At 53.2% G+C, this 15,916-nt stretch carries 13 protein-coding genes and 1 tRNA gene; 7 read left to right on the forward strand and 7 right to left on the reverse strand.

Annotated features, from left to right (window positions below):
* Positions 1-34: 34 nt before the first annotated feature.
* From dnaQ to Q354_RS0107195, 3 genes are read right to left on the reverse strand one after another with little or no spacing between them, the layout of a single operon-like run.
* Complete coding sequence (dnaQ, locus tag Q354_RS0107185; protein ID WP_027857015.1) at positions 35-757, reverse strand: DNA polymerase III subunit epsilon; 723 nt, start codon at positions 755-757, stop codon at positions 35-37.
* A 7-nt stretch (positions 758-764) separates the two neighbouring features.
* Complete coding sequence (gene rnhA / locus Q354_RS0107190; protein ID WP_027857016.1) at positions 765-1,205, reverse strand: ribonuclease HI; 441 nt, start codon at positions 1,203-1,205, stop codon at positions 765-767.
* Entirely contained in the window at positions 1,192-1,968 is a 777-nt protein-coding gene (locus Q354_RS0107195; RefSeq protein ID WP_027857017.1) for a class I SAM-dependent methyltransferase, read from the reverse strand. Before Q354_RS0107195 ends, rnhA begins: the two co-directional genes overlap by 14 nt.
* A 191-nt stretch (positions 1,969-2,159) precedes the next feature.
* Between Q354_RS0107195 and gloB the strand changes: the two genes are divergently transcribed.
* The 7 genes from gloB (at position 2,160) to Q354_RS0107230 (ending at position 10,544) form a co-directional block, all read left to right on the forward strand.
* Positions 2,160-2,933, forward strand: a complete 774-nt coding sequence (gene gloB / locus Q354_RS0107200; protein ID WP_027857018.1) for a hydroxyacylglutathione hydrolase — start codon at positions 2,160-2,162, stop codon at positions 2,931-2,933.
* A gap of 261 nt (positions 2,934-3,194) precedes the next feature.
* The gene (locus Q354_RS0107205; protein WP_245601005.1) at positions 3,195-4,670 is read left to right on the forward strand and encodes a lytic transglycosylase; all 1,476 of its coding nucleotides are present in this window, start codon (positions 3,195-3,197) and stop codon (positions 4,668-4,670) included.
* An 8-nt stretch (positions 4,671-4,678) separates the two neighbouring features.
* Positions 4,679-4,924 carry a hypothetical protein gene (locus Q354_RS0107210; protein ID WP_027857020.1) on the forward strand — a complete coding sequence of 82 codons (246 nt, stop codon included), beginning with the start codon at positions 4,679-4,681 and terminating at the stop codon, positions 4,922-4,924.
* 79 nt (positions 4,925-5,003) lie between these two features.
* Positions 5,004-6,830: an extracellular solute-binding protein gene (locus Q354_RS24930; RefSeq protein WP_036228875.1), complete on the forward strand. Its 1,827-nt coding sequence runs from the start codon at positions 5,004-5,006 to the stop codon at positions 6,828-6,830.
* Positions 6,830-7,918, forward strand: a complete 1,089-nt coding sequence (locus Q354_RS0107220) for a microcin C ABC transporter permease YejB (protein ID WP_027857021.1) — start codon at positions 6,830-6,832, stop codon at positions 7,916-7,918. Before Q354_RS24930 ends, Q354_RS0107220 begins: the two co-directional genes overlap by 1 nt.
* Positions 7,918-8,946, forward strand: coding sequence for an ABC transporter permease (locus tag Q354_RS0107225; protein WP_169828865.1), 1,029 nt, complete (start codon positions 7,918-7,920; stop codon positions 8,944-8,946). The genes Q354_RS0107220 and Q354_RS0107225 overlap by 1 nt, the downstream gene beginning before the upstream one ends.
* A gap of 2 nt (positions 8,947-8,948) precedes the next feature.
* Complete coding sequence (locus Q354_RS0107230) at positions 8,949-10,544, forward strand: ABC transporter ATP-binding protein (RefSeq protein ID WP_036228878.1); 1,596 nt, start codon at positions 8,949-8,951, stop codon at positions 10,542-10,544.
* A 144-nt stretch (positions 10,545-10,688) separates the two neighbouring features.
* On the opposite strand, the gene Q354_RS0107235 is transcribed toward Q354_RS0107230, so the two are convergent.
* The 4 genes from Q354_RS0107235 to lon form a co-directional block, all read right to left on the reverse strand.
* Entirely contained in the window at positions 10,689-12,575 is a 1,887-nt protein-coding gene (locus tag Q354_RS0107235) for a SurA N-terminal domain-containing protein (protein WP_027857024.1), read from the reverse strand.
* 156 nt (positions 12,576-12,731) lie between these two features.
* A tRNA-Asp gene (locus Q354_RS0107240) sits at positions 12,732-12,808 on the reverse strand.
* 37 nt (positions 12,809-12,845) lie between these two features.
* Positions 12,846-13,121: an HU family DNA-binding protein gene (locus Q354_RS0107245; protein WP_027857025.1), complete on the reverse strand. Its 276-nt coding sequence runs from the start codon at positions 13,119-13,121 to the stop codon at positions 12,846-12,848.
* A 132-nt stretch (positions 13,122-13,253) separates the two neighbouring features.
* Entirely contained in the window at positions 13,254-15,677 is a 2,424-nt protein-coding gene (gene lon, locus Q354_RS0107250; protein ID WP_027857026.1) for an endopeptidase La, read from the reverse strand.
* Positions 15,678-15,916: the final 239 nt, after the last annotated feature.

A 15,916-nucleotide genomic window follows, 5' to 3' on the forward strand; every position in this document is an offset into this window, starting at 1 on the left:
GCCTTTCAGACACCAGACTGGCGCTAACTCTGCCTTATTGAAGCGGCGTGTCCTGCGTCAGCCAGATACATTCGCCACCGCTTTTCTTATCCAGTACTTTAAGAAAAGCCTGATGAGCTTCCAGATCTGCTTCATCTGCCAGCAGCACAGGCAGATCATCCGCGTCGGTAACCCGGCGCACTTCTACAGGCTGCCCCCCATCATTATCACCATCCGAGGATGCATCCAGCGATAGCGCTCTTTGCCCACCCGTCAGCGCCAGATAAACATCGGCCAGGATCTCGGAGTCAAGTAATGCGCCGTGCAGCTCACGGTGCGAGTTATCGATACCGTAACGCCGACACAGTGCATCCAGGTTGTTCTTCTGACCCGGATGCTTCTTACGCGCCAACATTAATGAGTCGGTTATAGTACAGACATCCTCAACCCGCTGGGGCCAGTTATTACGCTCCAGCTCGGCATTGATAAAACCTACGTCAAAGGCCGCGTTGTGGATGATCAGTTCGGCACCATCGATAAATTCCATGAATTCGCGCATCACTTCGACGAATTTAGGCTTATCTTCAAGATACTCATTGGTAATACCGTGAACGGAGATCGCTTCTTCCTCAACCTCCCGGTCCGGCTTTACGTACTGATGATAGGTGCGTCCTGTCAGCTTACGGCGCTGCATCTCGACACAACCTATCTCGATAATGTTGTGCCCTTCCCTCGGCTCCAGGCCGGTTGTTTCGGTATCAAGTATAATCTGACGCATTGTGCTACTACTTCTCTGTTATCTTCCGTACACCCCGATTCGCCAACTCATCAGCCAGCTCATTTTCCGGATGTCCGCTATGCCCTTTGACCCAGCGCCAGTCGATCTGATGCTTCTGCACTTCAAGATCGAGCCGCTTCCACAGGTCTGAATTCTTTACCGGCTTTTTAGCTGAGGTAATCCAGCCATTGCGTTTCCATCCAGCCATCCACTCAGTTACGCCTTTGCGTAAATACTGGGAATCTGTTGTCAGCACCACCTGGCAGGGCCTGCGCAGCAGTGCCAGAGCCTCGATCGCCGCCAGTACTTCCATACGGTTATTGGTAGTGTTCGCCTCACCTCCGCACAAGCGCTTCTCTGCTTCGCCATAACGCAGAAAAGCCCCCCAACCGCCAGGCCCGGGGTTACCCTTACAGGCACCGTCGGTAAATATCTCAACGACTTTCACGGCTTTGCCCCCGCGCGGTAGGCTTGGCAATAGGCAATGTAATCAAATGCCTTTTACTCCATTCAGGTTTTATTGGCGTCATACCCACGACGTCCTTACGCGCCAGCATCAGATTAAACGCCCCAAACTCCGCAGGCGCATTCTTAAGCACTCGCCCGATATGACGGCTGCGGTGTCGCCACTTAGGACTGATAAAGGGGGCTTCAAAACAGTCAGACTGCTGCTTCAACTCAGTCAGCTCCAGTAGCTTAAACCAGTCGGAGAGGCGCCGATGACTGACAAAATGCCCACACCAGGGCACCAGACCCCGACGCCTGCCAAGACACTTACGATACAACCCCCACATACTCAGCGGATTAAAGCTGATCAGGAGCATATGACCACCAGGTCGCAAAACCCGGGCCGCCTCTCTGAGCACCTGATGGGGGCTTTCGGTAAAATCGAGTGCGTGGTGCAGGATGGCAACATCGATGGAGTGCTGCTCCAACGGTAGCTCGGTGTTGCTGGCGATTACGCTGCTGCCGGACAGTCCGAGCTGAAGCCGGGGAGCGACCATGAACTTCTGCTGCACATGACTTTCGCCGAACAGCACTGTCCGGCTATCCACCCCGATCTGTACCAGACGGTAACCAAACAATGTCGGTACAATCTGTTCAACCATTGCCCTCTCGGCTTCAAGCAGAGCCTGCCCCAGCTCGGAATCGAACCAAAGTTGTAATTCCGAAATCATCTCCGGTAACAGAGGCTGTTGCTGATTGCCCATCTATCACCTCATTGATCCTGTCGAAATTAAAATTTGCCGGAACCTGAGCCCCGGATAACCTCAATAGATTGCGCCAGTACGCAATGACTGCAGTGACCGACTGCTGCCCATTCACAAAGGCACATAGTATAGAGTAACCTCATTAACGAGTGTTGGGTAATTCGGCACCGTCGAAGCAGCGAGAGGATATCATGTTTAAGATCAACCCCATTCCGGCCTTTAATGACAACTACATCTGGATGCTCGGCAAAGCCGATACAAACAGGGTGATCGTGGTCGATCCCGGCGATGCCACACCGGTCCTGCAGCGGCTCGATGAAAACAACCTGGTGCTTGAAGCCATCCTGATTACGCACCACCATCATGACCATACCGGCGGCGTAGCCACACTACTCAGGCACTATGAAGTTCCGGTATATGGACCTGAAAATTCGCCTTTCCAGGGCATCAGCCATCCCCTCGCTTCAGACGACCAGATCAAATTACTGTCAGAAACAATAGAAGTACAAAGTGTCCCGGGGCATACACTGGACCACATCAGCTATTTTATTGACGGCAATAAACCACAATTACTTTGTGGAGATACTCTTTTTCTGGCCGGCTGCGGCCGCCTGTTTGAAGGCAGCGCCAAACAGATGCTGGCGGCCATGGAGTATTTTAAGTCCCTGCCAGAAAGTACTGAAGTCTATTGCACCCATGAATATTCTATATCCAATCTCGAATTCGCCCGTGCGGTTGAACCAGATAATAAGAATGTCTTAAATACGCTAAAAAACTGTAAAGAACTTCGCTCCGGACAAATGCCTACACTACCCTCAAACATAGGGCAGGAGAAAAACATCAATCCATTTATGCGAACTCAGTTTGAGAACGTAATCCGGTCAGCTGAAGCGTTTAAAGACAGTAAACTGAAAACCGAGGTTGAGGTTTTCGCTGCCATACGAGAATGGAAAAATAACTTTTAGTGCAACAATGAACCAAGCCTGAACTGTGACTGAGAATAACCACGGAAGGAATCCTGTCACCAAGTTGACCTGTTTTCACGCGCTACCTAGAATGGTTCGATTTGCCAAAACTCAAAGTAGGCGCGCGAAATTTCCATGCATTTCAGAAGACCCGTAGTTATCAGCGTATTTTTCGGTATGGTTCTATCTGGCTGCCAGGTAATTCCTAAAACGGAGTTACCGGCACCAGACAAAGCTTTCGCCGCCAGCGCAGTCAAACCGATGCCGACAGAGGCCGTTACCGACCTGCCGGACCCTGTCCTTAAAAACGTTTCAAAAGCCGAGCCTGCGCAAGAGCAGCCCGAAGAAACAGATCTGTGGCAACTCACCCGCGACAACTTCGGGCTTGACCTGTCACGTCAGCACCCACGCATCGAAAAGCAACTGCGCTGGTACGCAAAACATCCAAAGTATCTGAGTCGTATCCATAGCCGGATGCAGCGCTACTATCCCTACATACTCAATGAAGTACTGAAACGGGATATGCCCTCTGAAATCGCGCTGTTGCCGATTGTCGAGAGCGCCTATGACCCGTTCGCCTATTCCCACGGACGTGCCGCAGGCCCCTGGCAGTTCATACCCTCGACAGGAAAACACTTCGGCCTGAAAAAAACCTGGTGGTATGACGGCCGCAGAGATATCGTCGCCTCAACAGAGGCGGCCCTGACATACCTGCAACAGCTGCATAAGCGCTTCGGCAGTTGGGAGTTAGCGCTGGCAGCCTACAACGCCGGCGGTGGTACGGTGAATCGCGCTATCCGTAAGAATCGCGCTAATGGCAAGAGCACCGATTACTTCTCTCTGCGCCTGCCAAAAGAAACACAGGCATATGTACCGAAGCTGATCGCAATGGCACGACTGGTGCAGTCCCCGCAAAAATATGCCATCACGCTGAAACCACTCCCAAACAAGCCTTACTTCAGGATCGTGGAGACCGGAGGTCAGCTCGACCTTGCCCAGGCCGCCGATATGGCCGGCACCACTACTAAAGAGATCTATCTGCTTAATCCCGGATTTAATCGCTGGGCGACAGATCCTGCCGGCCCGCACTACCTGTCCATACCCGCCGCCAGTCACGATAAGTTCCAGGCCAGCCTGGCAAAGCTTCCGGCTAACAACCGCATTAACTGGAGCCGCTACAAAATTCAGCCGGGTGACTCGCTGATCACCATTGCACGCAGGCACCACACCACCGTCGATGTCATCAGGAAAACCAACAACATCAACGGCAACCGGATCCGCTCCGGCAAGACCCTGCTGCTACCGACCGCCAGCAAGCGATCCAGTGAGTACGTACTCAGCGAATCACAACGCTTAATCAGCAAACACAAACGCAATCAGAAAAAGGGCAGTAAGCAGAAAGTTGTTCACAAAGTACGCAGCGGAGACAGCTTCTGGACTATTGCCAAAAACTATAAAGTCGGCGTTCGCCAGCTGGCCAGCTGGAATAACATGGCACCGGGCGATCCGCTGGCTGTCGGTAAATCACTGGTTATCTGGAAAAAGGGTAAAGGAGATGGCGGCATCATCCGCCGGGTTGGCTATAAAGTGCGCTCGGGCGATTCACTTGCACGAATCGCCGGCAAATTTAATGTCAGCGTGAAAAACATCCTGAACTGGAACGGACTGGATGCCAAGAAATACCTGCAACCCGGTCAGAGCCTGACTCTTTACGTAGACGTTACCAAAGCAAATTGAGGCTGAAAATGGACCTGACAGCTATAGTAATTATTGTAATTTCGACGCTGGCCGCCATATTTTTTAAATGGTACCTGTTCAGGCGCATCAGGGAATGGATGGATCAGGATCTTATTAAAGGCCTGGCAAATGGAAGTGATCAAAAACTAGCCTATCTGCAACTGAAACTGCAGGGCCTTAAAGATCAGGGAGTGAAACGGCGTGACTACCAGACACGACTGGAACACTTTGCTGAAGAATTTGAACAAAATTGATCGCCACTAGTCTCAATCCGATAAGAGCATCCTCAGACGGGTTGAAACTGACATTATCCTTGCCGGTGAAGGAACACAGATGAAGCTGATTAAATCGATACTTACAGGCACCCTGTTAACCGTTGCCGCTATTGCCGGTACAGCCTATGCCAGCTCATTGACTCAGCATGGCATCGCAATGCATGGCGACCTGAAATACGGCCCAGACTTCCCCCACTTCGATTACGTCAATCCCAATGCGCCAAAGGGCGGAAAGGTTATTCAGTCGACCATCGGTACCTTCGACAGCTTTAACCCCTTTATCGTCAAAGGCAATACAGCTCCCGGACTGGGACTGATGTATGACAGCCTGCTCGCCAGAGCGAACGACGAACCGTTTTCTCTCTATGGACTGATTGCAGAGAGCTTGGAAGTGGCACAGGACCGCAGCTGGGTGATATTCAACCTGCGCCCCGAAGCCCGTTTTAACGACGGCAGCCCGATCACGCCGGATGACATTATCTACACCTTCAAACTGCTGCGTGAGCAGGGCGCGCCGGGATACCGGGCATACTATGCCGATATCAGCAGCATAGAAGCGATTGACGAAGACAGCGTTAAGTTCACCTTTAGCAACAGCAATAATAAAGAGCTGGCGCTGATTGTCGGTGAAGCCAGTATCCTGCCAAAGCACTACTGGCAAAAGCGCGAATTCCAGAAACCCAGCCTCGACATCCCCCTTGGCTCAGGCCCTTATACCATCGAAAAATTTGAGCCGGGCCGCAGCATTACCTTCCGCCGTAACGAGGATTACTGGGCCGAGAACCTGCCGGTTAATATTGGCCGCCATAATTACGATCAGATTCAATACGATGTCTATCTGGACGGCACTGTAGCACTGGAAGCCTTCAAAGCCGGGGAATTTGATTTCACCCAGGAAAACTCATCCAAACGCTGGGCCACAAGCTACACCGGCCCGGGCTTTAAAAGCGGCAAGATCATCAAAACCGAGCTGCCTCACCAGAACCCCACGGGTATGCAGGCATTCGTGATGAACACCCGCCGCCCGCTGTTTACCGACAGCACTATTCGCCAGGCACTTGGCATGGCCTTCGATTTCGAGTGGACCAATAAGAACCTTTTTTACAACGCTTACACCCGCACTCACAGTTTCTTTTCTAACTCAGAGATGGCAGCCACTGCGCTGCCTACACCCGCAGAGCTGGAAATACTCGAACCGATCCGTGACCAGGTGCCGCCAGAGGTATTCACTAAGGTCTATCGCGCGCCTACAACCGATGGCAATGGCAAGATCAGACGCCAGCTAAGGCAGGCACTGCGAATGCTTAAGGCAGCAGGCTGGACGCTGAAACAGGGCAAACTGATCAACACAACCTCAGGCAAGCAGTTTAAGTTCGAGCTGCTGATGTTCCAGCCATCGATGGAGCGCGTTGCGGCACCTTTTCTGCGAAACCTCGAACGCATGGGCATTGAAGTCTCCATCCGCATGGTCGATGTATCCCAGTACATCAACCGACTGCGCAGCACCGACTTTGATATGGTGGTTTACAGCTTCCCGCAGTCCAACTCCCCCGGAAACGAGCAACGGGACTTCTGGTCTTCGGCTGCTGCCGACTCACCGGGCAGCCGAAACCTGATTGGTATCAAAAACCCGGCGGTTGATCATCTGGTGGAAAAGCTGATTCAGGCCTCAAGCCGGGAACAGCTCGTTCTGACCAGCCGGGCTCTGGACCGGGTTCTGCAATGGAATCATTACGTGATTCCACAGTTTCATATCAGTTCCTACCGTATCGCCTATCGCAACATCTTCGGTATGCCCGAGCAACGCCCGGCTTATAGCCTTGGCTTCGATACCTGGTGGATACGCCCTGAAACACTGGCCAGTAAGGACTCTGCGACTGACTGATGCTTGCCTATATAGCACGACGCTTGTTGCTGATTATTCCGACCCTGCTCGGAATTCTCGCCATCAACTTTATAATCATACAGGCCGCTCCGGGCGGCCCCGTTGAGCAAACGATCGCCCAGTTGCAGGGACTCAACACCAGCGCGACAGCCCGGTTTGACAGCAGCGGTGCAGGCGAGGTCTCCAGCCAGTCGGAAAGCGGGTCGCAGTCGCGCAGCTCACGCGGACTGGACCCTGAGCTGGTCAGAGAGATTGAAGAGCTCTATGGCTTTGACAAACCAGCCCACGAGCGCTTCTGGCAGATGCTGAAGAACTATCTCAGCTTCGATTTCGGTAAAAGCCTGTATAGCGACAAACAGGTAATCGACCTGATTATCGAAAAGCTACCGGTCTCGATCTCACTGGGTCTCTGGAGCACCCTGATAATGTATCTGGTGTCGGTACCACTGGGCATAAAGAAAGCGGTGCGCGACGGAACTCCCTTCGATGTCTGGACCAGTTCGGCAATTATCATCGGCTATGCGATCCCGAACTTCCTGTTCGCTATCCTGCTGATCATTGTCTTTGCCGGCGGCACCTATCTGGACTGGTTTCCGCTACGTGGCCTGACGTCACCCAACTTCGACCAACTGTCTCTCTGGGGCAAGATCACGGATTACTTCTGGCATATCAGCCTGCCGGTACTGGCCTCGGTGATCGGTAGCTTTGCTACTCTGACCATGCTGACCAAGAACAGCTTCCTCGATGAAATAAACAAGCAGTATGTGCTAACTGCCCGCGCCAAGGGCCTGAACGAAAATCAGGTGCTCTACGGTCATGTATTCCGCAATGCAATGCTGCTGATTATTGCCGGTATGCCGGCTGCACTGATCGGCATATTCTTTACCGGCTCTATGCTGATTGAAGTGATATTTACCCTCGACGGGATCGGCCTGCTGGGTTATGAGTCAGTGATCAACCGGGACTATCCGGTGGTCTTTGGTACGTTGTTTATCTTTACCCTGCTGGGACTGATATTGAAACTGATCAGCGATATCACCTATACGCTGGTCGACCCCCGTATCGATTTCGAAAGCAGGGAGCAGTAATGATCAAGCTCAGTCCAATCAACCAGCGACGTGTTGAGAACTTTCGCCGTAACCGGCGCGGGCTTTGGTCGCTCAGGCTGTTTCTGTTGCTGTTTGTCCTCAGCCTGTTTGCCGAGTTCATCGCCAACGACAAACCGATCCTGGTCGGCTTCAAAGGCGAGATCTATACGCCGGTTCTCAAAAACTATCCGGAAACCGAATTTGGCGGCGAATTCGAAAGCTGGACCGACTACAAAGATCCCTTTATTCAGGAGCTGATCAATCAGGACGGTAATGGCTGGATACTCTGGCCCCCTGTCCGCTACAGCTTCCAGACCATCAACTATGACCTGCCGGTACCGGCCCCCTCCCCGCCGACCCGCGACAACCTGCTGGGAACAGACGACCAGGGACGCGATGTACTGGCCCGGGTGATTTACGGCTTCCGTATATCCATACTCTTCGCCATCGTACTTACCTTGCTAAGCTCAGTGATCGGCGTGATTGCCGGCGCAGTACAGGGGTTCTATGGCGGCCGGGTCGATCTCTACTTCCAACGCTTTATCGAGATCTGGTCAGGCCTTCCGGTACTGTTCCTGCTGATTATCCTTTCCAGCATCGTCGAGCCGAACTTCTGGTGGCTACTGGGTATAATGCTGCTGTTTTCCTGGATGAGCCTGGTGGATGTGGTCCGCGCCGAGTTCCTGCGCGGCCGGAACCTGGAATATGTCCGCGCCGCCCGGGCCCTGGGCCTGGGTAACCGGATGATCATGTTTCGCCATATCCTGCCCAATGCGATGGTGGCGACCCTGACCTTTATGCCTTTTATCTTTAATGGCTCAGTAGTGACACTGACGGCGCTGGACTTCCTCGGTTTCGGACTCCCCCCGGGCTCGCCCTCACTGGGAGAGCTGGTCGCGCAGGGTAAAGCCAACCTGCATGCCCCCTGGCTTGGGATCTCCGCATTCCTGGTCCTGTCCATCATGCTGACCCTGCTGATCTTTATCGGCGAGGCAGTGCGAGACGCTTTTGATCCACGGAAAAATTAATCATGAGCACACCCCTGATCACTGTTAACCGGCTATCGGTCGACTTCCGGCAAAAAGAAGGTGCTGTGCATGCAGTCAAGGATGTCAGCTTCAGCATACCGCGCGGAAAAACCCTGGCACTGGTCGGCGAATCCGGCTCCGGGAAATCGGTCACCGCGATGTCGATACTGCGCCTGTTGCCCTACCCTAAGGCAAGCCACCCAAGCGGAGAGATTATCTATGACGGCATCGACCTGCTGGGACAGAGCGAAGACCAGATGCGCCAACTGCGGGGTTCCAGGATCAGCGTCATTTTTCAGGAACCAATGACATCGCTCAATCCGTTACACCGGGTAGAGAAACAGATCACTGAGACCCTGCTGATCCATAAGGGCCTGAGCGGTGCCAAGGCCCGCGCAAGGGCGCTGGAGCTGCTGGATCTGGTCGGCATTCCCGATCCCGAGCAACGCCTCAACAGCTATCCTCACGAACTGTCAGGTGGCCAGCGCCAGCGCATAATGATCGCGATGGCGCTGGCCAACGACCCTGAGCTGCTAATCGCTGACGAGCCTACGACCGCCCTGGATGTCACTATCCAGAAACAGATTCTGGAGTTACTGCAGTCACTGCAACAGAGACTGGGAATGGCGATCCTGCTGATTACCCACGACCTTAATATAGTCCGGCAGTATGCGCACCAGGTCTGCGTTATGAGCCAGGGCGCTATCGTAGAGTGTGCCGACACCCACAACCTGTTTACCCAGCCTCAGCATCCCTATACCCGGATACTACTCGATGCAGAGCCCAGCGGCTCACCGAAACCACTGGCAAATGACGCCCCGGAGCTACTGAGCAGTGAAGCGCTGAAAGTCTGGTTTCCGATTCGTAAAGGCCTCTTTAAACGCACCGTCGACCACATTAAGGCGGTAGATGGCGTCGACATCTCCCTGATGCGCGGAGAAACCCTGGGCATCGTGGGAGAGTCCGGATCAGGTAAGACAACAACCGGGCTGGCGCTGCTGCGCCTGATCGGGAGTCAGGGCAGAATCCGCTTTGCCGGCGAGGCAATTGACCACCTCAATCAGAAAGAGGTCAAGCCGCTGCGCCGCCGCATGCAGGTGGTTTTTCAGGATCCGTTCGGCAGCCTGAGCCCCCGTATGTCGGTTGGAGAATGCATCGCCGAAGGACTGGAAATCCATCAGCCTGACGACAAGGCCCGCCACGGCGAGATGATTGAAAAGGTGCTGCAGGAAGTCGGGCTTGATCCGGAAGCCCGCCACCGCTACCCACACGAGTTTTCCGGCGGCCAGCGTCAGCGCATCGCGGTTGCCCGGGCACTGGTACTGAAGCCCGAACTGATCATTCTTGATGAACCCACATCTGCACTGGATCGGACGGTCCAGAAACAGATTATTGAGCTGCTCAGAGAGCTGCAACAACGCTATCAACTGAGCTATATCTTCATCAGCCACGACCTGGCCGTTGTCCGCGCCCTCAGCCACCGGCTGATGGTGATGTACCAGGGACAGGTCGTCGAACAGGGTGACGCTGCCAGCATCTTCAGCCAGCCGCAAGCCGACTATACCCGGCAGCTGCTGGAAGCAGCGTTTAGCGAATAGGCCCCAGCACCTGCACGCCCCTGAGATAGCAGAAGCCCGGCATTAAACAGCCGCGGAATAAACGATCACTGAAGCGGGACTCAAGCCATAAAAAAACCTCAGCCATTGGCTGAGATTTTTTGTTACGACCGTTAAGTGTGACGATCAGAGGCGCTCAATCTCAGCTGCCTTGACAGCCTGAGCGGTAAAGTCACGGTAGTCTGCCTGACCAACCTGAGACCCCAGAATCATGCGCAGGCTATTCAGTTCAGCTTCTGCCAGCGCTGTGGTGTCACCATCCTTGACGGCATGCAAGGCAACGATGATCTGACTTCCGTCGGCCTGTGGTACGGCAGAGTAGGTAGCCTTACCGGATTGCGGATGCGCCAGTTTAAAGACCGCCTGCGTCAGCTCGATCGGCGCTTCGCTCTGTCCCCGGCCAAGGGCTTCAATGCGCTTGACCTCAACCCCTGACGCAACAGCTTCGATAGCGTCGCCGGCGCGCAGACGTTCAACTTTGTCCTGTCCCTGAGCCTCCAGCTGCTTCGCCGTCAGCTCTGCCACCAGAGCATCACGCACCAGATCCCGGACTTCATCCAGCGACTGGTTACGTGGCGGCTGGTGCTGCTTCACGCGTACAACCACGGCAGCATTAGAACTCAGCTCAACGGGCGTACTGTTGACAGACTCCTCAAGCAGCTCTTCACTGAAAGCGACTTTCAGCACCTTAACGTTGGAGCTGACAGGATCGCTGCCACCTTCACGACTAAACAGGCCTGTCGTCTTGATCTCCAGGCCCAGTGCTTCAGCCGGCTCCACCAGATCGCCTGCAGAGAAACTGATATCGGCCAGCTGCTCAAGACGCTCGACATAGAGTTCTTCCGCCTTGTTCTTCAGCAGATCCCGTTCCAGCTCGGCTTTAGCCTCAGTATACGAAGGTGCCGAAGACGCCTGGGTGCCCAACAGCTTAATCAGGTGATAACCAAACTCGGTGCGCACCGGCTCAGATACCTGATCCACCGCCAGCTCATAGAGCGCAGCCTCAAATGCCGGATCAAAGACACCTTTACCATTCATCCCCAGGTCACCACCGCTCTCGGAAGACCCCAGATCATCGGACGCTTCGCTGGCCAGTGCGGCAAAGTCTTCACCTGCCGTCAGACGCTCAGCCAGGGACTGCGCTTTAGCCAGGGCTGCGGCATCGTCCAGCTCTTCGCCGATCTCAACCAGAATATGGGCTGCCTGGCGCATCTCGTCAGCGCTGTAATTATCCAGCATCACCTGGTACTGCTGACGCAGCTCGTCCTCGGTAACCTCAATCTCTTTTGCCAGCTCAGCCTGATCCAGCAGCAGGTATTCCAGCTCGACCTGCTCATCCGTCATATACTGAGCCTGGTCCCGCGCAAAGCGCTCGGCTACCTGTTCATCGCTTACCACCAGTCCTTCACGCACTTTGTCAGCCGACAGGGTGAAGTAACTGATATCACGAGTCTGACGATCCAGCGCAAGAACCTGCTTAACCTCGTCTTCCAGCGCAAATGCCGACATCAGGTAAGCCGCTCGCTGTTGTTCGATCAGCTTTTCCTGACGCAGCAGCTGGCGATAGGTAATGGGTGTAAAACCAGAGCTGCGCAGCGCAAGCTCAAACTGCTCACGACTGAATTTGCCATCCTGCTGAAAGGCAGGAGTAGAAACGATCAACTGATCGATCATTCGATCAGAGAAAGTCATGCCCTGTTCTTCCGCAGCCTGAACCAGAACTGATTGCTCGATCAGACCTTCCAGAACCATGTTGCTGATCAGGCCATCATCCAGAAGCGTTGGGTCAGCGTTTTCGCCCATCTGTGCCAGAATCTGGCGACGCTGCAGCTCAACACCCTGATACAGCTGCTGTTCGCTGATTTCTACCCCATTAACGGTCGCCGGGGCACTGGAACCGCCGGTCAGGCTGACCAGAGATTCGACACCAAATAGCGCAAAGGTAATGACGATCAGGCCAACAATTACCTTGGCAATCATCCCCTGCGAGTTTTCCCTGATGGTTTGAAGCATGTTGCCCTCAACATTCTGGCAATCAAAATATCAAAAAAAAAGCGCATCGAAACTGATGCGCCTTTTCTAATCTGGCGGAACGGACGCTATAGCGCCTCTATCCATTCCGGTGAAAGAAATCAGATAACAATTAACCTGCTTTTCCTTAACCAGTATTGGCGGAACGGACGGGACTCGAACCCGCGACCCCCTGCGTGACAGGCAGGTATTCTAACCAACTGAACTACCGCTCCGATGTATAAATAATTAAGACCGTGACGCGATCAGGTCTTAGCTATTTACAGCGTCTTTCAGCGCCTTACCAGGCTTGAAAGTCGGCAGTGTAGCCGCAGCGATTTCAATCGGCTGTCCAGTCTGTGGATTACGACCGGTGCGCGCAGCACGCTCTTTTACAGAGAAAGTACCAAAACCTACCAATGCCACTGACTCATTCTTTTTCAGTGCTTCAGTAATCGCCTCTAGTGTAGAGTCCAGAGCGCGACCTGCCGCAGCCTTAGGAATGTCGGCGGAAGCTGCGATAGCGTCGATCAGTTCAGACTTATTCACATTGTTCCCCTTATCGAATCAATATAATTTTTTGTACCGTTATCCATACCCAGCAAGATGGTCTGGCACTTTATACCAACTGGCAGAAAGGAGTGTCAAGCTAGTGAAACACCCTTCTACCCCTTGATTTCTCTAGTGCGGCTTTATTTGTTCCCGCTCAGATTTTGCCGCTTTTTCTTTTCCTGCCACTGCTTTTTCTTTTTTTGCAGAAGCGGGTTCCGGATGATATTTGAGCGCTATCTCCAGAACTTCATCAATCCATTTTACCGGACGTATATCGATATCTGCTTTGATATTGTCAGGGATCTCTTTCAGATCACGCTCATTCTCCTGTGGAATTACCACAGTTTTAATTCCGCCGCGATGAGCTGCCAGCAGTTTTTCTTTCAAACCGCCGATTGGCAATACCTGACCACGCAATGTGATCTCACCTGTCATAGCAACATCAGCCCGTACCGGCACGCCGGTCAGCACGGATACCAATGCAGTGCACATTCCAATACCGGCGCTTGGGCCGTCTTTAGGCGTCGCACCTTCAGGAACATGGACATGAATATCATTTTTCTCATGAAAATCCGGTGCTATACCCAGTGCTTCTGAACGGTTACGTACTACCGTCAAAGCTGCCTGGATTGACTCCTTCATTACATCGCCCAGGCTACCGGTAGTAACCTGACGCCCTTTACCTGGAACAACTGCACTTTCGATACTGAGGATATCACCGCCCACCTGAGTCCAGGCCAGACCGGTTACATGACCAATCTGATCCTTCTCTTCAGCGATGCCAAAACTGTGCTTACGCACGCCGCAGTAGTGCTCCAGCTGTTCAGGGCCAACATTGTCGTTCTGTTTTCGCCCCAACGCCAGTTCTTTTACGGCTTTTCGGCAAATTTTTGCGATTTCGCGTTCAAGATTACGAACTCCGGCCTCGCGGGTGTAATAACGGATCAAATCGCGTACAGTTTCGTCCGCTATTTCCAGCTCGTTCGCTTTCAGGCCGTTATCTTTCATCTGCTTAGGCACCAGGTAGCGGCGCGCAATATTCAGTTTTTCATCCTCGGTGTAACCCGGAATGCGGATGATCTCCATACGGTCCAGCAGAGGGCCCGGAATATTCATGGAGTTAGATGCGCAGACAAACATCACATCGGACAGATCGTAATCCACTTCGAGGTAGTGGTCGTTGAAGCTGCTGTTCTGTTCCGGGTCCAGAACCTCCAGCAGGGCAGAGGCCGGATCGCCGCGGTGATCCATTCCCATTTTGTCGATCTCATCCAACAGGAACAGTGGGTTCTTCACACCGACCTTAGCCATCTTCTGGATCAGCTTACCCGGCATAGAACCGATGTAAGTCCGGCGATGACCGCGGATTTCAGCTTCGTCACGCACTCCGCCCAGTGCCATACGGACATATTCACGGTTGGTCGCACGCGCAATCGATCGTCCAAGGGAGGTCTTACCAACCCCCGGAGGCCCCACCAGACAGAGGATAGGCCCTTTCAGCTTTTTCACCCGTTTCTGTACAGCCAGATACTCCAGGATACGATCCTTCACCTCTTCCAGACCGTAATGGTCTTCGTTGAGGATCTTCTCGGCCCGCTTCATATCATGACGGACTTTAGAGCGCTTGGCCCACGGGATCTGCAGCATCCAGTCGATATAGCCACGCACGACGGTGGCTTCGGCAGACATTGGCGACATCATCTTGAGCTTGTTCAGCTCGGCCATTGTCTTGTCGAACGCTTCCTGCGGCATTTTGGCTTCTTCGATTCGCTTCGCCAGCTCCTCGATATCACTGCCGCCGCTTTCATCCATATCGCCGAGTTCTTTCTGAATCGCCTTCATCTGCTCATTCAGGTAGTACTCGCGCTGGCTTTTCTCCATCTGCTTTTTAACGCGGCCACGAATGCGCTTTTCAACCTCAACCAGGTCGATCTCGCCCTCCATCAGAGCCATCAGATGCTCCAGACGCTCACGATTATCGAGCATCTCAAGGATCTTCTGCTTTTCGTCGAGTTTAAGCGACATATGGGCAGCAATGGTGTCAGCCAGGCGACCTACATCGTCGATGTTCTGCAGTGAAGAGAGGACTTCAGAAGGGATCTTCTTGTTAACCTGAACAAAGCGTTCGAACTGTTCCAGCACAGTGCGTTTGTACAACTCGTCTTCTGCGCTTTCCAGCTCAGCAATCGGCAACACACCGATGGTCGCTGTATAACACTCAGCACCATCATTTAATTCTTCAATACGGGCACGATAATCACCCTCTACCAGAACCTTAACCGTACCGTCTGGCAGTTTCAGCATCTGCAGCACGCTGGCCACAGTACCAATAGAAAACAGATCTTCTGCTGAAGGATCGTCTTCCGACGCGTTCTTCTGTGCAATCAGCAGTATTTGTTTATCGCGACTCATCGCTAGTTCCAGGGCCTGAATCGATTTCTCACGCCCGACGAAAAGCGGAATCACCATGTGCGGGTAAACCACCACGTCCCGCAGCGGAAGAACCGGCAGCTCGGTGGTTACCTGATCTTGAATATCATCTGTATGCGCCATGATGAGTGTAGCCTCTTGATGCTCGGCAACCGCCGTTCGCAGTTGCACAAAACTTGAAAAACTCTAAACGATTATTGCTACATGGGGATGCCGTACTTTAAATACAAGCAGTTACGGCAAAAAAACTTAAAGCTAATCCGGGAGTTAGAAGAATAATCGCTAAGCGAACACTTTCACTTATAGCAGCTAGCCAGCAGCTGCACAATGAAATTGTCTCCCCTGGAGACCAGAGATGACGG

Origin of the sequence: Marinobacterium jannaschii DSM 6295, assembly GCF_000620085.1 — a bacterium.
GTDB lineage: Bacteria > Pseudomonadota > Gammaproteobacteria > Pseudomonadales > Balneatricaceae > Pontibacterium > Pontibacterium jannaschii.

Bases quoted from the DNA above. Each gene is read 5' to 3' on its own strand.
- dnaQ (WP_027857015.1), bottom strand. From the start codon at position 757: ATGCGTCAGATTATACTTGATACCGAAACAACCGGCCTGGAGCCGAGG.
- Q354_RS0107210 (WP_027857020.1), top strand. From the start codon at position 4,679: ATGGACCTGACAGCTATAGTAATTATTGTAATTTCGACGCTGGCCGCC.
- Q354_RS0107230 (WP_036228878.1), top strand. From the start codon at position 8,949: ATGAGCACACCCCTGATCACTGTTAACCGGCTATCGGTCGACTTCCGG.
- Q354_RS0107220 (WP_027857021.1), top strand. From the start codon at position 6,830: ATGCTTGCCTATATAGCACGACGCTTGTTGCTGATTATTCCGACCCTG.
- Q354_RS0107205 (WP_245601005.1), top strand. From the start codon at position 3,195: ATGCCGACAGAGGCCGTTACCGACCTGCCGGACCCTGTCCTTAAAAAC.
- Q354_RS0107195 (WP_027857017.1), bottom strand. From the start codon at position 1,968: ATGGGCAATCAGCAACAGCCTCTGTTACCGGAGATGATTTCGGAATTA.
- lon (WP_027857026.1), bottom strand. From the start codon at position 15,677: ATGGCGCATACAGATGATATTCAAGATCAGGTAACCACCGAGCTGCCG.
- Q354_RS0107235 (WP_027857024.1), bottom strand. From the start codon at position 12,575: ATGCTTCAAACCATCAGGGAAAACTCGCAGGGGATGATTGCCAAGGTA.
- Q354_RS0107225 (WP_169828865.1), top strand. From the start codon at position 7,918: ATGATCAAGCTCAGTCCAATCAACCAGCGACGTGTTGAGAACTTTCGC.
- gloB (WP_027857018.1), top strand. From the start codon at position 2,160: ATGTTTAAGATCAACCCCATTCCGGCCTTTAATGACAACTACATCTGG.
- Q354_RS24930 (WP_036228875.1), top strand. From the start codon at position 5,004: ATGAAGCTGATTAAATCGATACTTACAGGCACCCTGTTAACCGTTGCC.